Source organism: Alteromonas sp. Mac1, from assembly GCF_001562125.1.
GTDB classification, from domain to species: Bacteria; Pseudomonadota; Gammaproteobacteria; order Enterobacterales; family Alteromonadaceae; genus Alteromonas; species Alteromonas stellipolaris.
Genome location: NZ_CP013932.1, coordinates 1,165,795 through 1,186,672, shown reverse-complemented (window position 1 = coordinate 1,186,672; position 20,878 = coordinate 1,165,795). Strand labels below are relative to the sequence as shown.

Below are 20,878 nucleotides of genomic sequence, written 5' to 3'. Positions count from 1 at the left end.
TTTTGAGGTACACTATAGGTATAAGGTGCCAAGTTCAAGTAAGACGGCACATCTAAAATGGTTAAAATATATAGGTAAATATGACTTCGAAGGTAAACGATAGAATTTCTATTTCTGCCCCCAAAGATCTTTCACTGGGGAAGCAGGTTGAATATGAATTTCATTACAACCCCGACCTACTTCAGGGCGTGCCCCGTAGCTTAAGCCGAGATACGTTATCGTTGAATGCTGATGCCCTGCCCTTTACCGGTATTGATACATGGACTGGGTATGAGCTGTCTTGGCTTAACAAAAAGGGAAAGCCTAACGTAGCCTTGCTTGAATGTTATGTACCTATCACCTCTGCAAATCTCATAGAGTCGAAATCATTCAAGTTGTATTTAAACAGCTTCAATCAAACCGCTTTTGAAAGCCCTGAAGATGTGCGCGCCACATTGGCATCAGACCTATCAAAGTGCGCGGGTGAACCCGTGGTGGTTAACTTAACACTTCCCAATCAATTCAATACACTCACATTCAAAGAATTTGAAGGTGTACTGCTTGATGAACTTGATATCGCTGTTGAAACTTACGAGCCTGACACTTCGCTATTAAAAGTAACGGGCGATAATAAAGCTGAAACCTTGGTTTCCCATTTGCTTAAATCGAATTGCCTTATTACCAGTCAGCCTGACTGGGCAAGCGTGCAAATTCGTTATGAAGGGAACGGCTTAGATCATGAAGGCTTATTAAAATATTTGATTAGCTTCAGACAACACAATGAGTTTCATGAACAGTGTGTAGAGCGTATTTATTGTGACATCATGCAACACTGCCAACCTGAGAAGTTGACAGTATGCGCACGTTACACTAGGCGAGGAGGACTGGACATTAATCCTTTCCGTTCAAATTTTGAAACGCCCTATGCAAATAAAAGGCAAGCTCGCCAGTAATTTAGCGCACAGATTTAATACAAATCACTAAATGTGCAGGATGACTTCACCTAAGGTTGAGTAAACAACGATTATGGACGCCAAACAGCTTCAAACTTACAAGCAACACAATACGCTACTTTCACAATTTATCGTTCGCTTGTCCGCCTTTTATGAAGGTTTTTCCGACAAAATTGATAGTGAACTACAAATATTGAGAGGGCATTTGTCTGGTACGCCAAACTTTACTCTTGCCACGGTGAGCATCAATAAGCTTAATAGCGCGCTTCAACACCAAGAACTGACATTAAAAAAATACAGTATTGAAACCGTCGCATTGCTAGAGAGTGCAACTAAGCGCCTTCAAAAAGCAGTGTTTGAAGACGAAGCTCTTAAAAAGCGAGCTACACAGCAATTGATAACCCTGAACCAGCCGGTTGGGGATATTTTTAGTATTTACAAGCTGTTCCAGCAAGCTATTGAGTTGCATCATGCAGCATTGGCGAGTAGCGCAGCAAGTGAGCCTGCGGTTGGAAATAGTAAAGGTGAAGCACCTGCACTGGAAAATAGTAAAGAAAGCAATAAAGACAATACGGTAAACCCGCTTTATAAGTCTATTTTAGAGGAACTAAACCAACTTATTGCCAGCTACGCCCAACGCCAACCTGATGATAGTCAATTGGTTGATATACAGAAAAAACTAACGGAAGGCATGTCAGAAGACCAACTGCTTAAAAGCTGTGTTGTTATTCTTCGAATGATAGTACAAGACGCCATGGCTGAAGCCAGCTTAACCGGCAAAGTTATTCAAAGCTTGCATAACTCCTTAGGCAAAATGGGCGGCGACGTTCAGCTTAGCATGGACAATAGCCGCACTCAGTTTGAGCAGCGACAAGTTGGTAATGCTCAATTGCAATCACATATCGAAAGTATTGAAGAGGCGGTATCACATAGCGACTCTTTGGAGTCACTTAAAGAGCACACGCAATTCTGTGTTCAAAATATTGCCAGCACATTGAATGAACAAGCGCAGCTAGACTCTCAAGGTCAAGAGTCTTTAATGGGGTTACTTGGCTCAATGCAAAGCAGAATTGAGCAGCTTCAAAAACAGACGCTAACCTATAAAAAGAAGCTAGCTGAACAAATGATGCTCAGCCAAACCGACCCGCTTACCCGCTTACCCAATCGCCAAGCTTACAATGAAAAGTTAACAAAGGCGGTTCAGTTTTGGCAAGATAACGGTGATGACTTAGCGGTGGCCGTCATCGACATAGATCACTTTAAGTCAATCAACGACCGGTTCGGTCATGCTGCCGGTGATAAAACACTACAAGTGGTAGGAAAGAATCTTAAGCAGCAGCTAACAAAGAACACCTTTATGGCGCGTTGGGGCGGTGAAGAATTTGTTTTGCTTCTGCCAGGTATGGATAAGCAAAAAGTCACCAGTTTGCTTGAAACCATGAGAACTAAACTCGCCTCTTTACCGTTTAAGTTTAAGCAAGAAAAAGTCACCATAACGGCATCATTTGGCGCTTCATTTTTCAAAAAAGGGGACACACCAGACGCCGTTTTTGAACGGGCTGATAACTTGCTATACCAAGCCAAAAATAGCGGTCGAAATCGCGTTATCACTGACAGAGACGAATAAGTATGAAGAAAGTGCAGTTAAATCCTGTTGGTTGGATGAGTCAGTTGTCGCAAATTGAAGTGGCTCAATTGCAAGATACAACAAATAGCGCACTTTACGGCATGTTTCGAAACTGTTGTTTAGCAGTACTCAATAGTGGTGTCGATGAAGATGATTATGAGGTGCTATTTGCGCCTTACGAAAATTTTGATATCAAGTTGGTTCGAAGAGAGCGTGGCGTCAAAATTGAATTGGTAAATCCACCCGAAGTGGCTTTTGTTGATGGCACCTTGGTTACAGGTGTGCATGAGCATATTTTTGCAGTGCTTCGCGACCTGCTTTTTATGGGTAATAAGTATGCTTTTACCCACAAAAGTGCGCCTGTCGATAGTGTGAGCATTACCGACATGGTGTTTGACATGTTACGTCATGCTAAGGCACTTGAAGGAAACGATAGCCTTAATACTGTGGTGTGCTGGGGCGGGCATTCTATTAATCTAACTGAGTATAAATATACAAAAGAAGTGGGGTACCAGTTAGGGCTTAGAGAAATGAACATTTGCACAGGCTGTGGACCAGGTGCAATGAAGGGCCCTATGAAAGGAGCCACCATTGGGCATGCTAAACAACGATATAAGGCAGGCCGTTACATTGGTATTTCTGAGCCTAGCATTATTGCAGCAGAGCCACCCAATGCGATTGTTAATGAACTCGTCATCATGCCAGATATTGAAAAGCGCCTTGAGGCCTTTGTTCGCCTAGCCCACGGCATTGTGATTTTTCCTGGCGGTGTGGGTACTGCCGAAGAGTTGCTTTATTTGCTTGGCATTTTAATGAATGAACGAAATGCCCAGCAACCCTTCCCTGTCATCCTTACCGGTCCAGCGGGTTCTGAGACTTACTTTGAAGCCATTGATGAATTCATCGGTGCGACGATAGGGAAAGAAGCACAGAGCAAATACCAGATCATTGTTGACGATCCTGAAGAAGTAGCTCGGGTTATGCGCACTGGGCTTGGGCGAGTTAAAAAGTACCGAGAAGCAATGGGCGACGCCTATAGTTTCAATTGGTCACTCAAAATAGAAGAAGATTTTCAGCGCCCCTTCATTCCTACCCATCAAACCATGTCAGGTTTAGCTTTACATCATAATCAGGACAATGCCTCCCTAGCAATAGCGTTAAGGCAAGCATTCTCAGGTATTGTGGCGGGCAACGTCAAAGCGGAAGGTATTCAGCACATTAAACAGCATGGACCATTTAAGCTAACAGGGGATGCCAAGTTAATGGAACGGGTTGATACACTATTAGAATCTTTTGTTTCTCAACAAAGAATGAAGCTTCCCGGCTCTGCATACACACCTTGCTACACAATTGAGAAATAACTAGACGCATTTCCTTACGTTTAACACTTACCGTCGACGAACTTTTTACGGTACACTGTAGACTTAAGTAGTTATTCAAACAAAGGAACTGCGAAATTACAGTTTGTAACCTATATACACGTTGTAAATTGTTTATATTAGCGCAGAAAAACGAAAAGTTAGGGTTATGAACTCCAAGGTAATTCGACTCATTTTTGCTGGCATAGCATTGTATGCAGCTTTTGTATTTCTAGTGATTTCAGTTTATCCCGATAAACCTGAAAATATGGACTGGAAAGATCGCGAAGAATATAACCGCGTGCAAATTACCAAATTAAAGCTGGGTAGCACCCGAGAGGAAGTGCTGGCCTTGCTTGGTTCGCCTGATATTACCGAAGCCAAACGACAAAATGAAAATGCTATTCAAGTGATGTTTTACCGTACACAGCACGTTCGTGCAGATGGTTTAACCACGCAAGACGAATGCACGCCATTATTGTTTGAAAATGAGAAATTAATTGCGTGGGGCGACGGGGCGTATTCAAGTTACCAGCAAAGCTAGCCAAATGGAGCTCAATGATGCTTCTGAGCTTTCGGACGCTCTGCTTTCGCTACCTGCACTGACTTCATCGCCTCAAGACACTGTTAATACCTGTCTTCAGCGAGCTAAGCTTACACTTTCATTTGCTCAAACCCACCCCGCTATTCCTTTAGCACTTCAAAAGTGTACGAGTGACATTGATACTCTCACCCGGCATATGTTGAACCTAGCACTGTTTGGCAAACTCAATAACTATAACGACCACTTTTTACAGCATATTATTGCGGCCCACTTGGCTACGTATTATTTAGTCGCTTCTAATCTAGCTTCTTCTAAATTAGTCAAGAAATCAAAAGATGAGGCAATCAGTCAGAAAAAAGCACTGCTTGCGTTCATCAACGACCATCATCTCACCATGTGGCGACAAATTATTGCGTTGCAAAAAGTGCTTTTCAGTTCACAATCAATAAAGCATGTTGGCGAAGCAAAATTAACATCTTTGCAGCGCATAAGTTTGATAACCAGTGTTTTCTCTTATTGTACTGGAGCCCACTCAAGGTCGAGTCTTCTGGCGTTTATCGCTCAGCGTGTACCTACAATGCAACGAACTTTCCTGCATCCTATTGCATCACTCATTTCAATACCTTCGCCTGGGGCTAAAGTGTACGTAAAAGCGCACCCCGCTATTGTGATTGATATACAAAAACAGCATGCGCTTGTGCATTCACCTAGTAGGAATGAAGACGAGAAAATACTATGGGTTAAACGCACTGCACTTTTGGCGCCCAAAGACCTGTATCTGAGTTTTGAAGAATTCACAGGTCAATATCAAGCATGTGAGAATGCCCGAAGCGTGAAAGGAGAGCAGCCTTTTTACCCCGCCACCTTTCCTATTCAGCGCCCTCCCTCAGCCCTAATAGCGATTATTGATGAATTACAAAAAACTGATGTGGATGTACCTAGTTTATGTCAGAAGGTTGAGAAGGTACCCAGCTTCCAGCAATTCTTGCTTTCCACTGCTAGCTTAGACAATCGCCTTAAGCTCACCGTAACGAGCCTCAAACAAGCAATACTAACCTATGGTTTGGAACGAGTGGGCGATATGCTGGTACAACATGCGTTAATAGAGCGCTTAACCCAACATCAATATCCATTGCTTGCCATCAGCAAACAATTTACCACTTTGGCGTGTGGTATTGCGGCGCAGTTAGCATCAATAACAAAAACCAAATTTACTCCTCAATCTGCCGCGCTAGTGACTACATTTTTGTGTGCCCCCTTATTCACACTGCCAGGATTAAAAGTAGCGACGAAACTACCGGTTAGTCAAAAAGACTACTTTCAGATAGACAAAGCCTTCAAGGTTAAAAGCGTTTCTTCATGGCACGCTATTTCAGGTGAACTTGCTGGAAATTGGCACCAAAGTGCCACATGGCGAGCGGTAATTCACCAGTCAGGCAGACGACACGCAGAGGTCGCCGCATCTTTGAAGAAGGAACACGCTATTTTACAACTCGCTTTTGGCCTTGCCAGAGAGTATTTGTTCCCGTCAAATGCACGAGATGCAGCCACAGATAATACCTTCGACACCTTAGTAAGAAGCGTTAACTTGAAAAGTGAAGATATCCGCAACGTGATGGATAGACTTGGCGAATATCTGTTTTGCCCACTTAATTTGCACTAGTAAAATTAATCTTTACGAATGGCTATAACTTAGCCCCGCTATCGTATAAAATACGCCGCTTAGCGCCGCTTCAAAAAACTACCCCTAATTTTCATAATAATAAAAAGATGAGGCGGTCTTCTTTGGCGCGTTTCACTCGCTAAGCTAAAATGTAGTAAACCTAACGATTTTGACAATAGAATTATCAGAGGATCCTTCCACATGACTCAGCAACACATTACAGTCATTCGCGGTGACGGCATTGGCCCAGACATTATTGATGCAACCACTAAAATTTTAGATAAAGTTGGCTGTGATTTTGCCTATGACTACGCAGATGCAGGCTTAGTTGCCCTTGAAGAGCATGGTGAACTTCTGCCACAAGCAACACTTGACCTTATTGCTAAAAATAAAGTTGCACTTAAAGGCCCACTAACTACTCCAGTTGGCGAAGGTTTCACATCAATTAACGTTAGCTTACGTAAGCAATTTAAACTTTACGCAAACTTACGCCCTGTGATCTCGTTCAAAGGCACTAAAGCGCGTTACGAAGATATCGATATCATTACCGTGCGTGAAAATACTCAAGGTATGTATTCAGGACTTGGACAAGTAGTTTCTGAAGACGGTAACGAAGCTGAAGCGATGAGTAAAATTACTCGTGATGGCGCTGAAAAAATCGTTACTTTCGCTTACGAGTTAGCGCGTCGTGAAGGCCGTAAAAAGGTTACAGCAGTACACAAAGCTAATATCTTGAAGTCTACTTCAGGTTTGTTTTTGAAAGTGGCTCGTGAAGTGGGCGAACGTTACCCAGATATTGAATCTACAGAAATGATTGTAGATAACACGTGCATGCAGTTAGTAATGAACCCACACCAGTTCGACGTGATTGTTACCACTAATTTATTCGGTGATATCCTTTCTGACTTATGTGCTGGACTTGTTGGCGGCCTTGGTATGGCTCCTGGCGCTAACATTGGTGAAGACTGTGCTATTTTCGAAGCTGTACACGGCTCTGCTCCTGATATTGCTGGTAAGAACTTGGCTAACCCAACATCAGTTATTCTTGCTGCAGCTCAGATGCTTGAATACTTGAACATGGGTGATAAAGCAGAAAAAATTCGTAGCGCCTTAAAAGACGTTATCGAAACTGGCGACCGCACTACTCGCGACCTTGGTGGTGAAGCCGGTACAAATGAATTTACTCAAGCGTTGATTGACCGCCTTTAAGGTTAAATAGACGTTATTGATAAAGCGGGCTTAAAGCCCGCTTTTTTGTATCTGTCTCTTACTGCATACGTTCTTCCCCTGCTTCCTCTCCCTCCCCCCCCAAAAAAAGAAAAGAGAAAAGAAGGCACGCCTCAACCTAGTGTTGGCACTTTGATAAAACTGTCCCAAAACTGGTCTTTTCATATTTGGCTCTGTAGGTAACATCAACGCTGTACAAATGGTGTACATCTCAAACAAGGAATGACGATGAAAAGACAATTAACAAGCCTTATGGTTTTATCTGCGCTATATATTTACACACCGGCTATATCGGCTGCCCCATTAGATAATGATGCTTCATCATCAATGGTAAGTGTTGGTATCGCTAAAAAAATTGACCTTAATGTTGCTAGTATTGAAGAGCTTCAAACATTACCTGGTGTAGGTATTTCTAAGGCAAAAGCGATTATCGCGTACCGACAAGATGTTGGGCCGTTTTTAGAAGTCGCACAAATAACCGAAGTAAAAGGAATTGGTGAGAAGATGCTATCTAAGCTACAAGGTTATGTTGTAGTAAAAGACTGAATAATTCACTTGGTGTTACTCAGTTTGGAAGACACGCACAAAAAAGCGCGCCGTAAGCGCGCTTTTAAATAGCTGTAATGTTAGATACTGTAATTTTAGATGCTAAGGCTAGCAATATACTCTTTAAATTCTTGGCCTAACGCTGGGTGTCTAAGTGCGTACTCTACGTTGGCTTTCATGTAACCAAGTTTACTACCACAGTCATGGCTCTTGCCTTTCATGTAGTAAGCGTCAACCTGTTCAACCTTCATTAATGCATCGATAGCATCTGTAAGTTGAATTTCATCGCCGGCACCAGGAGGCGTAAACTCAAGTAAGTCCCAAATCTTCTCAGATAGCACATAGCGACCTACAACCGCTAAATCAGACGGCGCTTCATCAAGAGCAGGCTTTTCTACCATTTTGTGTATTTTAGCAGACTCACCAGGCTCAATCGCTGCGCCATCAAGGTCAGCAATACCAAATTTGGTCACATCTTCTTGAGGAACTTGCTCTACCATAACTTGGCTAACACGAGTGGTATTAAACTTAGCAACCATGTCCGCAAGGTTATCTTTTTTCGGATCACTTGCTGCATCGTCAATGATAACATCTGGCAATACTACCGCAAAAGGCGCATCACCAATGATAGGACGGGCACACAATACAGCGTGACCTAGACCATTTGCCACACCTTGGCGTATATGCATGATGGTGACATCTTTCGGACAAATTGACTGTACTTCTTCAAGTATCTGACGCTTAACACGCTTTTCCAATGTGGCTTCAAGCTCAAAAGACGTATCGAAGTGGTTTTCAATACTGTTTTTACTAGCGTGAGTTACCAATATGATTTCTTTGATCCCTGCTGCTACACATTCTTTCACAACATACTGAATAAGTGGCTTGTCTACCACTGGAAGCATTTCCTTCGGAATTGCTTTTGTAGCAGGAAGCATTCGGGTGCCTAGACCCGCTACTGGAATAACGGCTTTTTTTACTTGACTCATAATTTAATGTCCTTGTACTGATAATCCTCAACCTAAAATGAAGTATGCAATCCACATTCCATACTAACAACTTCATTTTGGCTCGAAACGGTTACGCTATAATAAAACGTAAAGTTCACTTCACAATGATTTCTATTATAAAAAATAAAAAGCTTCATCGTGAAGCACATATTTCAATTCACACTAGGTGCAACTGGTGATGAACAGCGTAATACCATTGAAAAATAATGTTTTTGAAATAAAAGAATTTGCCTAATCAGCGCCCCTTTTTAACTCATCAACATGCACCAACATTCATCACTTGCACATCTTTGGTGAAACTTTACATTTATTAAGCAATGCTTTTAAAAGCCCAACTAAAACCATTGCATAATCAACTTAAAGCCTACTTTACACTACGCTCTTGAATCTTTCCTTTCTTCGCACTGATGCCGTCAATTAGCCCTTTCAGTAAATAATGCCCACGTTTCTTACCATCAGGAAAGTAGAACCGATTAACAATATATCGTAGCGGTATTGCGGGAAGATGACGGCACTTCCAATAAAGTGGTACATACCCCCTTCTAGCTAAGAGTAATACGTTCCTCATTTGGTAGTAAAGTCGAATTGGTGCGCCTTGCTTGAAGGTTAAGCCTAGTACCTTTACACGATCATCGCCTTGACGGTGCGGCATACATACTGATAAAGACTGGAATATAGAAAAACCGAGCTTATTGGCTCGCCAGCACCATTCATGATCGACACCGTCTATAAAGAGGCCTGTTTCTTTATGTCCTACCACGGAAAATGCAGAAGAAGAGAGCATCATACCTGACGCAATAATTTGTTTTACTTCTCTAACCCGGCTATAGATTGGACGTCCCTTTTGCACGCGCCCTACGGTAAGTTTATCGGTAAATTGACAGTGTATTGAAGGGCCAAGTGCCGCTATCTTATGAGACTGCTCAAGCGCATGGTACTGTGCTAGTAAGTCTAACCCCATATTCGCTGTAAATAGGCTATCTTGGTCTAGCACTACCGCATGGGACATACCATTTTTAAATAGGTAATCGAGGCCTATATTTTGAGCCTCGGCAATCCCTACATTATCAGAGTAATGGAAATATTTGCAGTGAGAAGAAAGCGATAAGACGGTTTTTTCAGAAGAATTGTCAACTAATACAATGGGCCATTCACAGGCCATGAACCCATCGATAAGTGATTGCACATGTTGGATATCAGGGTGATAAAGTACAACGACAATTCCACAGTTCAATGTTTACCAAACCTATCCAATAAATGACGATCGAGTTTATATGCTAATTTAACAACTTTCCCAGGCATTAATCGTAGCGTTAGTACACCACATGCATATGCGGCATTGTAAGGCGTTAGCTTTTTTAGTTTAAACATGGCATTAAACCTTGCTCTAAATTCGTTGAGTGATTTACTAAAGCCTCTGCGCTTATAAAAGTTGTTTACTCGTCTGAAATTCAATAAACGATCTTTGAGGTTTCTAAACACAAAACCGTTAGAAGCCAAGGTTACCCAAAGAAAATAGTCTTGAGTGTTCATTAGGTTACTATCGTATCTATAGCCCTGTTCAAACACCGTGTAACGTATTACTACGGTAGGATGATTCAGTGAGCAACGTCGTGGCAATATACTCACAATTTGCTTGTGAGACGAAGGCATGACTCTTGCGCCCACTTTGTTACCGTGCTCGTTTATTTCAGTTAGCGCCGATCCCAATACTGATATATAGGCATGCTTACGTAAATAACTTATTTGGCGTGCGAGTCGGTTTGGAATGGAGATATCATCCGCATCCATTCTTACGAAGTAAGCAGGGCTCAACGATAGTCCCCATTCGGCCGCTTTGTTCATGCAGCTGGCCAAACCAGGTTTAGTCGCATTTTGGGCTAGTACAACCCTATGATCGGAAAAGGCTTTATCTTTAAGTTTATTCATCATCTTAACGGTAATTTCTCCGTCAATCACAATGACAAAAACAAAATCTCGATATGTCTGATTGAGTATACTGTCAATCGCTTGTTCTACCCACTCAACCTTGTCGCCCCCATAGACAGCCATGGCCACCAAGGTTTCAACACATTTGTTTTTATAGTTGTTGTGAAGAATTGAAAGGTTTGAGTCCAAACAGAATTACCAATTTTAAAGCGTTGATACATTGGAAAAGTAAAAGAAAAGCGCTTTCTAATCTTATTACACCGGCGTTCGAAATTTAGTTCTAGCATTCAATTTATCAACGCATTAGGAATATTACGCTAAAGCTTTTTGATAAAGCGAAGCACGCTCCAAATATTTTGAATGACGATACTATACAAGACAAGTAGACAAATAAAACCCCAAAACATGATGTATTCAGGCACAAGATATATTTCGCCCAGGATCCCAATTACGCAATAACAGGCGCCCATACACAAAATCGCAATGAGAGATTGACGGCTCGATAAGCCTGCTCGCATAAAAATATTGTGCAAATGCTGGCGATCTGGGCGAAGCATAGATTGCCCCTTACGTGCACGGCGATACATTATTGCCGCCATATCCATTAACGGCAATCCAACTAACCACACGGCGGTGATTGGTCTAAATGCAGCACTAGCACCTTGAGTATGGTCGACAAGCAACCATACAATTGTTAGGCCCACAAACATACTGCCCGCATCACCCATAAATATTTTATTTCCTTTAAAGCCCTTCCAACTTAAGTTAAAGGCCAAAAATGGTACAATGGCAGCCACTATAATTAAAGGCTCCATAATGGCAGCACCGTTGCCAGTAAAAGTTAGAAACCCTGCTAACGTAAGTAGAATAACTAAGCTCATGCCCCCTGCAAGGCCATCGATGCCATCAATCATATTAAAAGCATTGATAACACCCACCACGCAGACAACAGTAAAGAAATACCCACTAATATTTAGTGCAATATCGCCATTACCAAATATATTACCTAAAGACGTGACATAATTTTGCGCACTCCACGCCATAATTGAAGCCACTCCAAACTGGCACATCAAACGCCCTTTAGCGCTTAAATCGAAACGGTCATCAAGCATACCGAGAAGCACAACAAAGGCCGAGGCAGTAAAGAATAAAGGATTATTTTTCATCCAGACATCAGTAGCAACACTTGCGACCAATACCGCCATAAAAATAGCCACCCCGCCGGTCAATGGAATAATACCCGCGTGACGTTTTCTCGCACTAGGCTGATCAACCAAGCCGAATTGATGTGCTAGCGGTGTCATCACCACCAACAAAATAAGGGCTACAAAAAACGCAGTAAAAAGAGGAACAAACTGCAGGTACGCTAACATATTAAACAAAACCTCGTGCCACCACGGCCCATACCACCAGAAATCAGTGCTTCACCGATTGGTGTTCTTCCAAAGTGTGACATGTGAACCAAATTGGTATCCATATTAAAACAACGTCCTTTAACGGCCTACCGAGGGCTTCATTCTTTTATTTGAACAGGATAGGAAAAACTCCCTTATCATAATAAACATTCTTTGTTGTAACCACCCTTAGTAGTAAAAACTTTTGTAACAGAATGAATACTGGCTTATAAGCACCAATACTTTGAACAAATTTCATACATCACACCTAAAGCGCACTGTCTTTAGAACAAATAAGCATCCATCAAATTGCAATTCACGCCGAACGCGTGACGAAAGCATGTTTTTTTTTATTCTTATGGTATCCTAGCGCCAAATTGCTATATGGATATGACAGTCAATGTTAAATACGCAAAAAAGGGCTTTCTTACTTGTTGCGCTTACCAGCTTGCTCGCGGCGTGCAGTAATGTACCTAAATCGACAACCGCCGATATTCCACTAGTACACGCATCGCTAGCATACTCTTTGTCTGCCGAAGAAGATGTAGCAATAAGCATTCCAAATTTAAATTCATCGTTTAGTCAGGGGCAGAATATTCAGATTATGCTTGAAGGCATTGATTACCAAGCGACTAAATTGTATACCTCGGCAACCGGTAACGACTGCATTCGATTTCAAGCTACGCTTTCTGCCACCCAGCCCGAAAACGAATATACAAAAGACAAGCTTATCGTCTGTAAACGCGACGGAGCTTGGTCTATTTTGAGCCCATTAGTAGCCTCGGCTCAATCACGAGGAGAATAAGTTGAAGTTGTTAAATTTAATTTCTTTTACCGCCGCAGCTGTACTTTCAATCGGTTTATTTTCTCAAACGGTGAATGCTCAGAGTGCAGAGCAAATAGAACAGCTAAGACAACGAGCCCAACAGACAGGCTCGTCATCAACCTCTAATGCTGCAGCCGGCGTGTCTCCTCTCAGCGTTCAAAGCCAACGTACATTGCCAGGCGCAGGTAGCACGCAAAATACAATGGGGCAATTTAGCACTCAGCCAAGAAGTGGCCTTTCTCTTCCAGGCGAGCCGACTATTGAAAGTGTTTTCCCGCAACAACAAGCAATGGCCAACCCTCCGTTTGCTGCGAACTTATTTCTTGGTGGTTTCGAATCTGAGAGAACCACAGGATTAAACGATAACTATCTGGTTGCCCCTGGGGATAAAATTTCTATATGGCTTTGGGGTGCAATCAATTATTCAGATGTTTCCACTGTTGATAATCAAGGCAACATATTTATACCCAATATTGGCCCAATTCGGGTTGCTAACACGCCAGCGGGTACAGTAAACCAAACAGTAAGTAGTAAAATTCGTCAGGTCTATACCAACGATGTAAATGTATACGTCAACCTACTCACTTCAACGCCTGTGGCAGTTTACGTTTCTGGCCCAATATTACGACCAGGGCAATATGCGGGCCTAGCATCCGACAGCGTGTTGTATTATTTAAAACGGGCCGGCGGTATCGATTTTCAACGTGGCAGCTTCCGAAAAATTGATGTTATTCGCAATAATGAAGTTATAGCTACCGCTGATTTATATGCATTTTTCAGAAACGGTAAACTGCCAAAAATTTCTTTTAAAGATGGCGATACCATTTTAGTACGCCCTATTGGCAATACTATTGTGGTTGAAACCGGTGCTCGAAACAGTTTTACCTTTGAGTTTTCAGACGAAGAACTCACCGGTGAAGTAGTAAACTACTTTGCGCGTCCTGGCGAGTTTGCTTCTCACGCATCAGTCGCTGGCGTTAGGGATAATAAGCAATTTGCACGCTACTTAAGCTTAGCCGACTTTGAAGCTCTGCCGCTTAAGGCTGGTGACACTGTTGAGTACGTGGCCGACAACGAAGCACAAATCTATCGAATTAACGTAGCTGGCGCATTCTCAGGTGCATCACAATTGATGGTAGACAAGGGCACACGTTTACTTGATGTGCTGGATCATATTGAAGCGGACACAACCTTATCTGATACGCAAAATATCTATCTTCTGCGAGAAAGTGTTGCGATAAAACAAAAAGAGATTATTGAGCAAGGTTTGGAGCGTTTGGAGCGCAGTATGTACACTGCCCCCATCAGTTCTACAGGTGAGGGAGCAATACGTGCACAGGAAGCTCAACTTGTGGCTGACTTTATTGCGAGAGCCCGCCAAGTTGAACCACAAGGCCGAGTGGTTGTGTCTGAAAATGGCGACACTGCGAACATTCTTTTAGAGCCAAATGACACTATTGTGATCCCAGAAATTACGGATCTTATTCATATTGGTGGTGAGGTTTTACTTCCTCAATCAGTCGTTTTTAATCCTGATGCAGATACCGAAGACTATATTGCATGGGCAGGTGGTTTCACCGAACGCGCTGAAGATGAGCGTATTTTGATAGTACGCAAAAATGGGAACGTTGCTTTTGCCAATATCGATAACGGTATTTTAACTGCTAACGGCAGTGGTGCTCATTTATTACCTGGTGACCAGATTATCGTGCTGCCAGCCATTGATACTAAAGTGCTTCAAGCAGTGAAAGATATTACTCAAATCGTGTATCAAATCGCTATTGCTGCGAACGTAGCCACAGATTAATTATGGTAACGTTCAAAGAACAAGTTTACGCTTGGAGAAGTGTGATTTTCGCACTCTTCCTGCGTGAGTTTCAAAGCAAGTTCAATGATAAATTTGGTCTTAGCTGGGCCTTTATAGAACCTTTTATTTTCATTGCTGCACTTTCTTTTATAAGAGGTTTGATAAGCGGCGACGATGTTCACTCTATACCACTTTTCATTTTCATGATGATTGGGTTAGTCGGCCTCCAAACACTGACTACCAACCTTCAGTCGGTATCAACATCCATTCGACGAAATAAACCATTATATGCCTTCAGGCAGGTTCAACCGCTTGCAGCTGTTGTGACTGCGGGCTTTGTTGAATTATCAATAAAAACCGTAGTTATCGCTCTACTCGCTTTGGCACTCTATCTTTTGGGTGATGGCTTTGAGATTCATGATCCACTGATGTTGATCACCCTTTATATCCTACTTTGGTTGTTTTCTGTTTCAATTGGCTTAGTGTTTGGTATTGCGCAAGCTTTTGTTCCTGAAGTAGACAAAATTAAGTCAATGCTTACACGTCCCTTGATGTTTATCTCGTGTGTATTTTTCAGCCTTCAAGATATGCCTGAATATCTCTGGCCATATTTCACTTGGAATCCTCTTGTGCATTTTAATGAGCTTGCCCGATATGCTTGTTTTGAGTCTTACGGACATAAAGGGGTATCTTTTAGCTTTGTGGTAGAAATCACCCTTGTATTCTTATTCTTAAGCCTTTCTCTTTATCACATTACGTGGAAAAAGGTATTGTCACGATGATCAAACTAGAAAACGTGACAAAAAGCTATCCAAGCAAAATGGGGCCTCAATATATTTTTAAGAATCTCAATTTTGATTTCCCGACTGAAAATAATGTGGCCATCTTGGGTAAAAACGGCGCGGGTAAATCAACCTTGTTTCGTATGTTAGCGAAAAGCGAATACCCAGATAAGGGGCGCGTACTTACTAATAAAGCGATGTCTTGGCCGGTAGCACTTCAAACTGGCGTGCATCCACAAATGACAGGGCGTGAAAATACGCGCTTCATCGGACGAATAAATAATGTGAAGTCGTTGCCTGAATACGAAGAAAAAGTTCAAGCATTTGCTGAATTAGATAAGCGCTTTGACTTACCCGTGCGCACTTACTCTTCAGGCATGCGGGCTAAGTTTGTGTTTGCTTGTTGTATGAATATCGATTTCGACATCTATCTTATAGATGAAGCCACATCTGTAGGCGACCCATTGTTTAGAAAAAAAGCCAGAGCGTCACTTAAAGAAAAAAGTGAAACGGCGGGGGTTATCATGGTAAGTCATGAACTTGATCAAATTCGAGAGTTCTGTACATCTACCGTTATTATTGATGACGGAAAATTATCTTATTACGCTGATCTCGAAGAAGGCATTGACGTGTATACGCAAGATGCAGCCAATAAAAAATCGTTAAAATAGGTTTATCAAACGTGGAAAAAACGCTTACAAAACTGAATGACCTGATGAAACAGCACAAAACTCTTTTGCTTGTGCTACCTTGGTTTCTATATGCTTTCTATCTCATTGTATGGGCAGCCCCTCAATACGAGAGTCAAAGTCAGTTAATCGTAAAATCTAGTGATGGCGGCAGTAGTTTTGACCCTTCTTCATTACTTATGTCGGCAGGCATGGGTTCCAGTGGATTTAGCAACGAAAGTCAATTAGTAGAAGCCTATATCAAATCTGCAGATATGATTAAGTACTTAGATGAAACTATTAACCTAAGAGAACATTATATGTCTGACGAGGCCGACTTTTTTAGTGGTCTATCAAGTTCTCATAAACAAGAAAGCTTCTATCAGTTTTATTTAGACCACGTAGAAGTGAGTGTAGATTCAGCTTCTTCTGTTATTTCTCTTCGCACACGTGCGTTTAACCCCGAATTCGCCCAAGTCATAAACCGAGCTATCGTAGTAAAAGCGGAAGAGTTCATAAACAATATCAACAACAATCTGGCCAAATCGAAGCTGACGTTTGCTAAAGGCGAGCACGAAATTGTAGAGCAGAAACTTCAACAAGCTAAGACAGAAATTTTAGGCTTTCAGTCTAAATATAATGTGCTGGACCCCACCGCGGAAGGCGCAGCTTTTCAGCAAATCGCGTTTTCATTAGAAGCCACCTTGGCACAAAAGAAAGCAGAGTTGAGTACCATTTCAACCATGATGTCTGATGCTGCACCTGAGGTGATTAATATCAAGCGAGAAATCGGTGCGTTGCAACGTGAAATCAATAAACGCAAAGAGCAGATTAGTACTTCAGATCCAAACAACGCTGACACTGACCTTTCTGTCGGTGAACTAATGGCGCAATACAGCAACCTACAGGTTCAATTGCAGTTGGCTATTCAGGCATTTTCTTCTTCACTTATTACTCTTGAAAATGCCCGTGTAGAAACTTATCAAAAGTTACAACACTTGGTGACTATTGAGTCGCCTACCTTACCAGATGATAATAAGTATCCAACGGTCGTTTACAGCTTAGTCTTATTTGGCGTAATACTTCTATTGCTTTATGGCATCATACGAATTGTACTGGCCACAATTAGAGAGTTGTAAGGGTCAATACCTAGAAACTTATTTGTATCGCACTTAGAACTGTTCATAGTAAGATTAGTAATATAAGTGCGATACAAATTTTCAAGTAAACAGGAGAAAATACGCTGTTTTCTCTTTCATTATTTGAACTGCCTCTCTATAACACTCCTAAAGTACAACCTAAACGACAACGCTCAATTTTCAAACAAAACTTGCTTTTGACAGTCTTAAAAGTGGAGTTTAACGTCCAAATCTTGTGTCTTCACTCGAGCTTTAGTATAACGGCTTATCCTATATTGGACCTATATCAAAAGAGCGTATGTATTAAGCGCTCTACTATAACAACCATAATTAATATGGAATGATAACGTGACTATAAAAAAATCTAACGACACCAGCTTTTTCGGCCATCCAGGGGGCCTTCGAACGCTGTTTTTCACAGAAATGTGGGAGCGCATGAGTTATTACGGTATGCGTGCCCTTCTTGTTTTATTTATGACAGCCAGCCTACAAACACAAGGGCTTGGTTTTACGGTAGCAACAGCTGGGGCAATCTATGGCCTCTATACCGGTGCAGTTTACTTTTTAGGTTTACCAGGTGGTTGGTTATCTGACCGCCTCATTGGTGGCAAAAAGGCCGTGTGGTACGGCGGTATTATTATCTTTTTAGGGCATGTAGTACTTGCTATCGACCTACAGAACTTATTCTTTGTAGGTCTAATTCTTGTAGCAACCGGTACTGGTCTATTAAAACCCAATATTTCAGCCATGGTTGGACAACAATATGGCGATGAAGATGCTCGAAGAGACAGTGGTTATGCCCTTTATTATATGGGTATAAACATTGGTTCTCTTATCGCTTATTTAGTAACAGGTTACTTGCAAGAAAACTGGGGCTGGGATTATGCCTTCGGTGCGGCAGCTATTGGTATGGCGATTGGTCTCATTCAATACTACTTTACTAACTCGTCGTTAGCTTCAGATTCAACTGCACCAACTAATCCCTACACCGGCAGTGCTAAGAAAACCGCGTGGACAGCAGTTATCGCGACCGTAGCCTTAGCTGTAGTAGTTATCGTTCTTGCTCACATGGGAACAATTGTTATTGACCCTCTGTTACTTGCTCAGCAAGTAGCGGTATTTTTCACCGCGGTATTTTTCTTATACTTTGGCTTTATCTACTTTAAAGGTGCGCTTAGCGATAATGAAAAAAGACGCATGTGGGCATTATTTTTAGTTTGCTTGGCTTCTGCGTGTTTTTGGTCTGGCTTTGAGCAGGCTGGCTCTTCATTGAACTTATTTGCACAGAACTATACAGATAGAGCTTTATCTGCCGGTTCAATCTTCACATCGTGGTTTGGACTTTCTACCATCCCTACTGTCTGGTTTCAGCTTTCAAACTCCTTATTTATTATTATTCTTTCGCCTTTCTTTGCTGCCCTTTGGATTAATCTTGCCAAGCGCATGATTGACCCATCATACACGCTGAAATGTGCGATTGGCCTTGTCATTATGGCGACAGGCTTTTTGGTTATGTTTATGGCCTCTCAGTACGCTGCACAAGGTTTAAAAGTAGCTCCTATGTGGTTAGTAACTACCTACTTTTTGCATACTGTAGGTGAACTGTGCTTAAGCCCTGTTGCGTTAAGTGCGGTAAGTAAATTGTCACCCAAACGCTTTGCGGGTCAAATGATGGGGGTTTTCGTTTTAACCTACTCTATTGGTAACATTATTGCCGGACTATTATCAGGTAATTTTGATCCTGAGAATGTAGCTGAAATGCCTAACCTTTACCTTCAAATCGCATTATTCAGTATTGCTATCGGTATTGTGATTGCCTTACTCAGCCTAAAATCGCGTTTTTGGGAAAAAGCAGGCGTTGAATCGAAGGCCTAGCTTAATTAATGAGAATATTAAAAAGGTGAGTAAATTCTGCTGAAAAGGACTCATTAGACCAATTGCGGTTTTAACCTTTCTTGCAATCACCTACAATAACCGCCGTTACACAATATGTGTCGGCGGTTTTTATTTGAGTACGCTATGAAATTTTATTTTTCCACCCGAAATATTCCTCAATTGAAGGGTCTCCCTCTTACCGAACGCGTTAAGCGTTTAGACAGAGCAGCATCGCGGATGACCGTTCCAGAAAAAACACTCATGAACGTGCTCAAGCTACTGGTTTTCATACCCGCTTTTGTGCTTATATTACAAACCGCATCGAACTGGACATCACTGTTGTGGGCGGGACTCGTATTTCTTCTCTACCCGCTATTAGTTAAACCGATACAACATTCTATATGTGCTAAATATTTGGCACCTAATTCAGACAAGGAGCATGCATGAAAACCATCTTGGTTACCGGTGGCGCAGGATACATTGGAAGTCATACTGTACTTCAACTACTCGAACAAAATTACAGCGTTGTTGTCCTCGACAACTTGGCGAATTCGAGTGCAGAGTCACTGAGACGCGTTGAGGCTATCTCGGGAAAATCGGTCACTTTCGTTCAAGGTGATATTCGCGACACTGCCGTGCTTGATGGTATTTTCAGTGAGCACAGCATTTACGCAGTAATTCACTTCGCGGGTTTAAAAGCTGTAGGAGAATCGGTTCAGCAGCCCCTGTCTTACTACGAAAATAACGTTTATGGCACGCTTACCCTGTGTAAATCAATGCAAAAGCACAATGTTAAGAACATTGTGTTTAGCTCTTCTGCCACAGTATATGGCGATCCTGCTGCCCTTCCTTTACGGGAAGATATGGCGACTGGACACCCAACCAACCCTTACGGCATGTCTAAGTTAATGGTAGAGCATGTGTTGGCTGATTTGTTTGTATCAGACAGCGAATGGAACATTGTGCTACTTCGTTACTTTAACCCAGTAGGCGCCCACGCATCAGGCAGCATTGGTGAAGATCCTAACGGTATTCCAAACAACCTTATGCCATATATATCACAAGTCGCTACCGGGAAATTAGCAAAGCTTAGTGTATTTGGTGACGATTACGACACCCATGATGGTACAGGCGTACGTGATTACATTCACGTAGAAGACTTGGCTAATGGACACTTAAAAGCGATTGATAGAATTGCTTTAAATATGGGTCTTGATAAATACAACTTGGGAACCGGCCAAGGTTACTCAGTGCTAGATATGATAAAAGCTTTTGAAAAGGCATCTGGTAAAACGATTCCTTATGCTATAGCACCGCGCCGTGGTGGCGATGTAGCTGCATGTTACGCAGACCCAACTAAGGCAGCCACCGAATTGAATTGGCACGCTGAGAAAGGCTTAGAAGCTATGTGTGCAGACACATGGAATTGGCAATCACAAAATCCTCAGGGTTACCCAAAAGGTTAGCTAGCCAATTGTGTACGTAGTGAGGCAGCTTACAACAATACGCTGAGCTGAATCTAAAAAGCCCCTCAACGAATTTTCGTTCAGG

General features: G+C 42.1%; 19 protein-coding genes. 15 read left to right on the top strand and 4 right to left on the bottom strand.

Features of this window, described 5'->3' with window-relative positions; genetic code table 11:
* The first annotated feature begins 80 nt into the window (after nt 1-80).
* The 7 genes from queF to AV939_RS04915 all read left to right on the top strand — a co-directional run bounded on the left by queF (nt 81) and on the right by AV939_RS04915 (nt 7,897).
* Nucleotides 81-932, top strand: a complete 852-nt coding sequence (gene queF, locus AV939_RS04945) for an NADPH-dependent 7-cyano-7-deazaguanine reductase QueF (RefSeq protein ID WP_061997248.1) — start codon at nt 81-83, stop codon at nt 930-932.
* 73 nt (nt 933-1,005) lie between these two features.
* On the top strand, nt 1,006-2,559 hold the full coding sequence (locus tag AV939_RS04940; RefSeq protein WP_061997247.1) for a GGDEF domain-containing protein: 1,554 nt from the start codon (nt 1,006-1,008) through the stop codon (nt 2,557-2,559).
* Nucleotides 2,560-2,561: 2 nt separating this feature from the next.
* The gene (gene ppnN, locus AV939_RS04935; RefSeq protein WP_057793464.1) at nt 2,562-3,920 is read left to right on the top strand and encodes a nucleotide 5'-monophosphate nucleosidase PpnN; all 1,359 of its coding nucleotides are present in this window, start codon (nt 2,562-2,564) and stop codon (nt 3,918-3,920) included.
* 166 nt (nt 3,921-4,086) lie between these two features.
* A complete protein-coding gene (locus AV939_RS04930) occupies nt 4,087-4,461 on the top strand; it encodes a DUF3192 domain-containing protein (protein WP_013785210.1) in 375 nt (124 codons plus the stop codon).
* The gene (locus AV939_RS04925) at nt 4,418-6,124 is read left to right on the top strand and encodes a histidine kinase (RefSeq protein ID WP_138118094.1); all 1,707 of its coding nucleotides are present in this window, start codon (nt 4,418-4,420) and stop codon (nt 6,122-6,124) included. Before AV939_RS04930 ends, AV939_RS04925 begins: the two co-directional genes overlap by 44 nt.
* Before the next feature lie 201 nt (nt 6,125-6,325).
* Nucleotides 6,326-7,333, top strand: a complete 1,008-nt coding sequence (locus tag AV939_RS04920; RefSeq protein WP_013785212.1) for an isocitrate dehydrogenase — start codon at nt 6,326-6,328, stop codon at nt 7,331-7,333.
* A 246-nt stretch (nt 7,334-7,579) separates the two neighbouring features.
* On the top strand, nt 7,580-7,897 hold the full coding sequence (locus AV939_RS04915) for a ComEA family DNA-binding protein (protein WP_057793468.1): 318 nt from the start codon (nt 7,580-7,582) through the stop codon (nt 7,895-7,897).
* Nucleotides 7,898-7,992: 95 nt separating this feature from the next.
* On the opposite strand, the gene galU is transcribed toward AV939_RS04915, so the two are convergent.
* The 4 genes from galU to wecA form a co-directional block, all read right to left on the bottom strand.
* Complete coding sequence (gene galU / locus AV939_RS04910; RefSeq protein WP_013785214.1) at nt 7,993-8,886, bottom strand: UTP--glucose-1-phosphate uridylyltransferase GalU; 894 nt, start codon at nt 8,884-8,886, stop codon at nt 7,993-7,995.
* Between the two features lie 385 nt (nt 8,887-9,271).
* The gene (locus tag AV939_RS04905) at nt 9,272-10,141 is read right to left on the bottom strand and encodes a glycosyltransferase family 2 protein (protein ID WP_061997246.1); all 870 of its coding nucleotides are present in this window, start codon (nt 10,139-10,141) and stop codon (nt 9,272-9,274) included.
* On the bottom strand, nt 10,138-11,025 hold the full coding sequence (locus AV939_RS04900; protein WP_057793475.1) for a glycosyltransferase: 888 nt from the start codon (nt 11,023-11,025) through the stop codon (nt 10,138-10,140). The genes AV939_RS04905 and AV939_RS04900 overlap by 4 nt, the downstream gene beginning before the upstream one ends.
* Before the next feature lie 128 nt (nt 11,026-11,153).
* Entirely contained in the window at nt 11,154-12,209 is a 1,056-nt protein-coding gene (wecA, locus tag AV939_RS04895; protein WP_057793477.1) for a UDP-N-acetylglucosamine--undecaprenyl-phosphate N-acetylglucosaminephosphotransferase, read from the bottom strand.
* A 421-nt stretch (nt 12,210-12,630) separates the two neighbouring features.
* On the opposite strand from wecA, the gene AV939_RS04890 reads away from it, so the two are divergent.
* The 8 genes from AV939_RS04890 to galE all read left to right on the top strand — a co-directional run bounded on the left by AV939_RS04890 (nt 12,631) and on the right by galE (nt 20,793).
* Nucleotides 12,631-13,035, top strand: a complete 405-nt coding sequence (locus AV939_RS04890) for a hypothetical protein (RefSeq protein WP_057793479.1) — start codon at nt 12,631-12,633, stop codon at nt 13,033-13,035.
* A gap of 7 nt (nt 13,036-13,042) precedes the next feature.
* Complete coding sequence (locus AV939_RS04885) at nt 13,043-14,863, top strand: polysaccharide biosynthesis/export family protein (protein WP_057796317.1); 1,821 nt, start codon at nt 13,043-13,045, stop codon at nt 14,861-14,863.
* Between the two features lie 2 nt (nt 14,864-14,865).
* The gene (locus AV939_RS04880; RefSeq protein ID WP_057793482.1) at nt 14,866-15,645 is read left to right on the top strand and encodes an ABC transporter permease; all 780 of its coding nucleotides are present in this window, start codon (nt 14,866-14,868) and stop codon (nt 15,643-15,645) included.
* Complete coding sequence (locus AV939_RS04875) at nt 15,642-16,316, top strand: ABC transporter ATP-binding protein (protein ID WP_057793484.1); 675 nt, start codon at nt 15,642-15,644, stop codon at nt 16,314-16,316. The genes AV939_RS04880 and AV939_RS04875 overlap by 4 nt, the downstream gene beginning before the upstream one ends.
* Nucleotides 16,317-16,327: 11 nt before the next feature.
* Nucleotides 16,328-17,452 (top strand): hypothetical protein, encoded by a 1,125-nt coding sequence (locus AV939_RS04870; RefSeq protein ID WP_057793485.1) that lies wholly within the window; start codon nt 16,328-16,330, stop codon nt 17,450-17,452.
* A gap of 354 nt (nt 17,453-17,806) precedes the next feature.
* Complete coding sequence (locus AV939_RS04865; RefSeq protein WP_057796319.1) at nt 17,807-19,327, top strand: peptide MFS transporter; 1,521 nt, start codon at nt 17,807-17,809, stop codon at nt 19,325-19,327.
* Nucleotides 19,328-19,471: 144 nt separating this feature from the next.
* The gene (locus tag AV939_RS04860) at nt 19,472-19,774 is read left to right on the top strand and encodes a DUF6170 family protein (protein WP_057796321.1); all 303 of its coding nucleotides are present in this window, start codon (nt 19,472-19,474) and stop codon (nt 19,772-19,774) included.
* The gene (gene galE / locus AV939_RS04855) at nt 19,771-20,793 is read left to right on the top strand and encodes a UDP-glucose 4-epimerase GalE (RefSeq protein ID WP_057793487.1); all 1,023 of its coding nucleotides are present in this window, start codon (nt 19,771-19,773) and stop codon (nt 20,791-20,793) included. The genes AV939_RS04860 and galE overlap by 4 nt, the downstream gene beginning before the upstream one ends.
* Nucleotides 20,794-20,878 lie beyond the last annotated feature (85 nt).

Bases quoted from the DNA above. Each gene is read 5' to 3' on its own strand.
- queF (WP_061997248.1), top strand. From the start codon at position 81: ATGACTTCGAAGGTAAACGATAGAATTTCTATTTCTGCCCCCAAAGAT.
- AV939_RS04940 (WP_061997247.1), top strand. From the start codon at position 1,006: ATGGACGCCAAACAGCTTCAAACTTACAAGCAACACAATACGCTACTT.
- ppnN (WP_057793464.1), top strand. From the start codon at position 2,562: ATGAAGAAAGTGCAGTTAAATCCTGTTGGTTGGATGAGTCAGTTGTCG.
- AV939_RS04930 (WP_013785210.1), top strand. From the start codon at position 4,087: ATGAACTCCAAGGTAATTCGACTCATTTTTGCTGGCATAGCATTGTAT.
- AV939_RS04920 (WP_013785212.1), top strand. From the start codon at position 6,326: ATGACTCAGCAACACATTACAGTCATTCGCGGTGACGGCATTGGCCCA.
- AV939_RS04915 (WP_057793468.1), top strand. From the start codon at position 7,580: ATGAAAAGACAATTAACAAGCCTTATGGTTTTATCTGCGCTATATATT.
- galU (WP_013785214.1), bottom strand. From the start codon at position 8,886: ATGAGTCAAGTAAAAAAAGCCGTTATTCCAGTAGCGGGTCTAGGCACC.
- wecA (WP_057793477.1), bottom strand. From the start codon at position 12,209: ATGTTAGCGTACCTGCAGTTTGTTCCTCTTTTTACTGCGTTTTTTGTA.
- AV939_RS04890 (WP_057793479.1), top strand. From the start codon at position 12,631: ATGTTAAATACGCAAAAAAGGGCTTTCTTACTTGTTGCGCTTACCAGC.
- AV939_RS04880 (WP_057793482.1), top strand. From the start codon at position 14,866: ATGGTAACGTTCAAAGAACAAGTTTACGCTTGGAGAAGTGTGATTTTC.
- AV939_RS04875 (WP_057793484.1), top strand. From the start codon at position 15,642: ATGATCAAACTAGAAAACGTGACAAAAAGCTATCCAAGCAAAATGGGG.
- AV939_RS04860 (WP_057796321.1), top strand. From the start codon at position 19,472: ATGAAATTTTATTTTTCCACCCGAAATATTCCTCAATTGAAGGGTCTC.
- galE (WP_057793487.1), top strand. From the start codon at position 19,771: ATGAAAACCATCTTGGTTACCGGTGGCGCAGGATACATTGGAAGTCAT.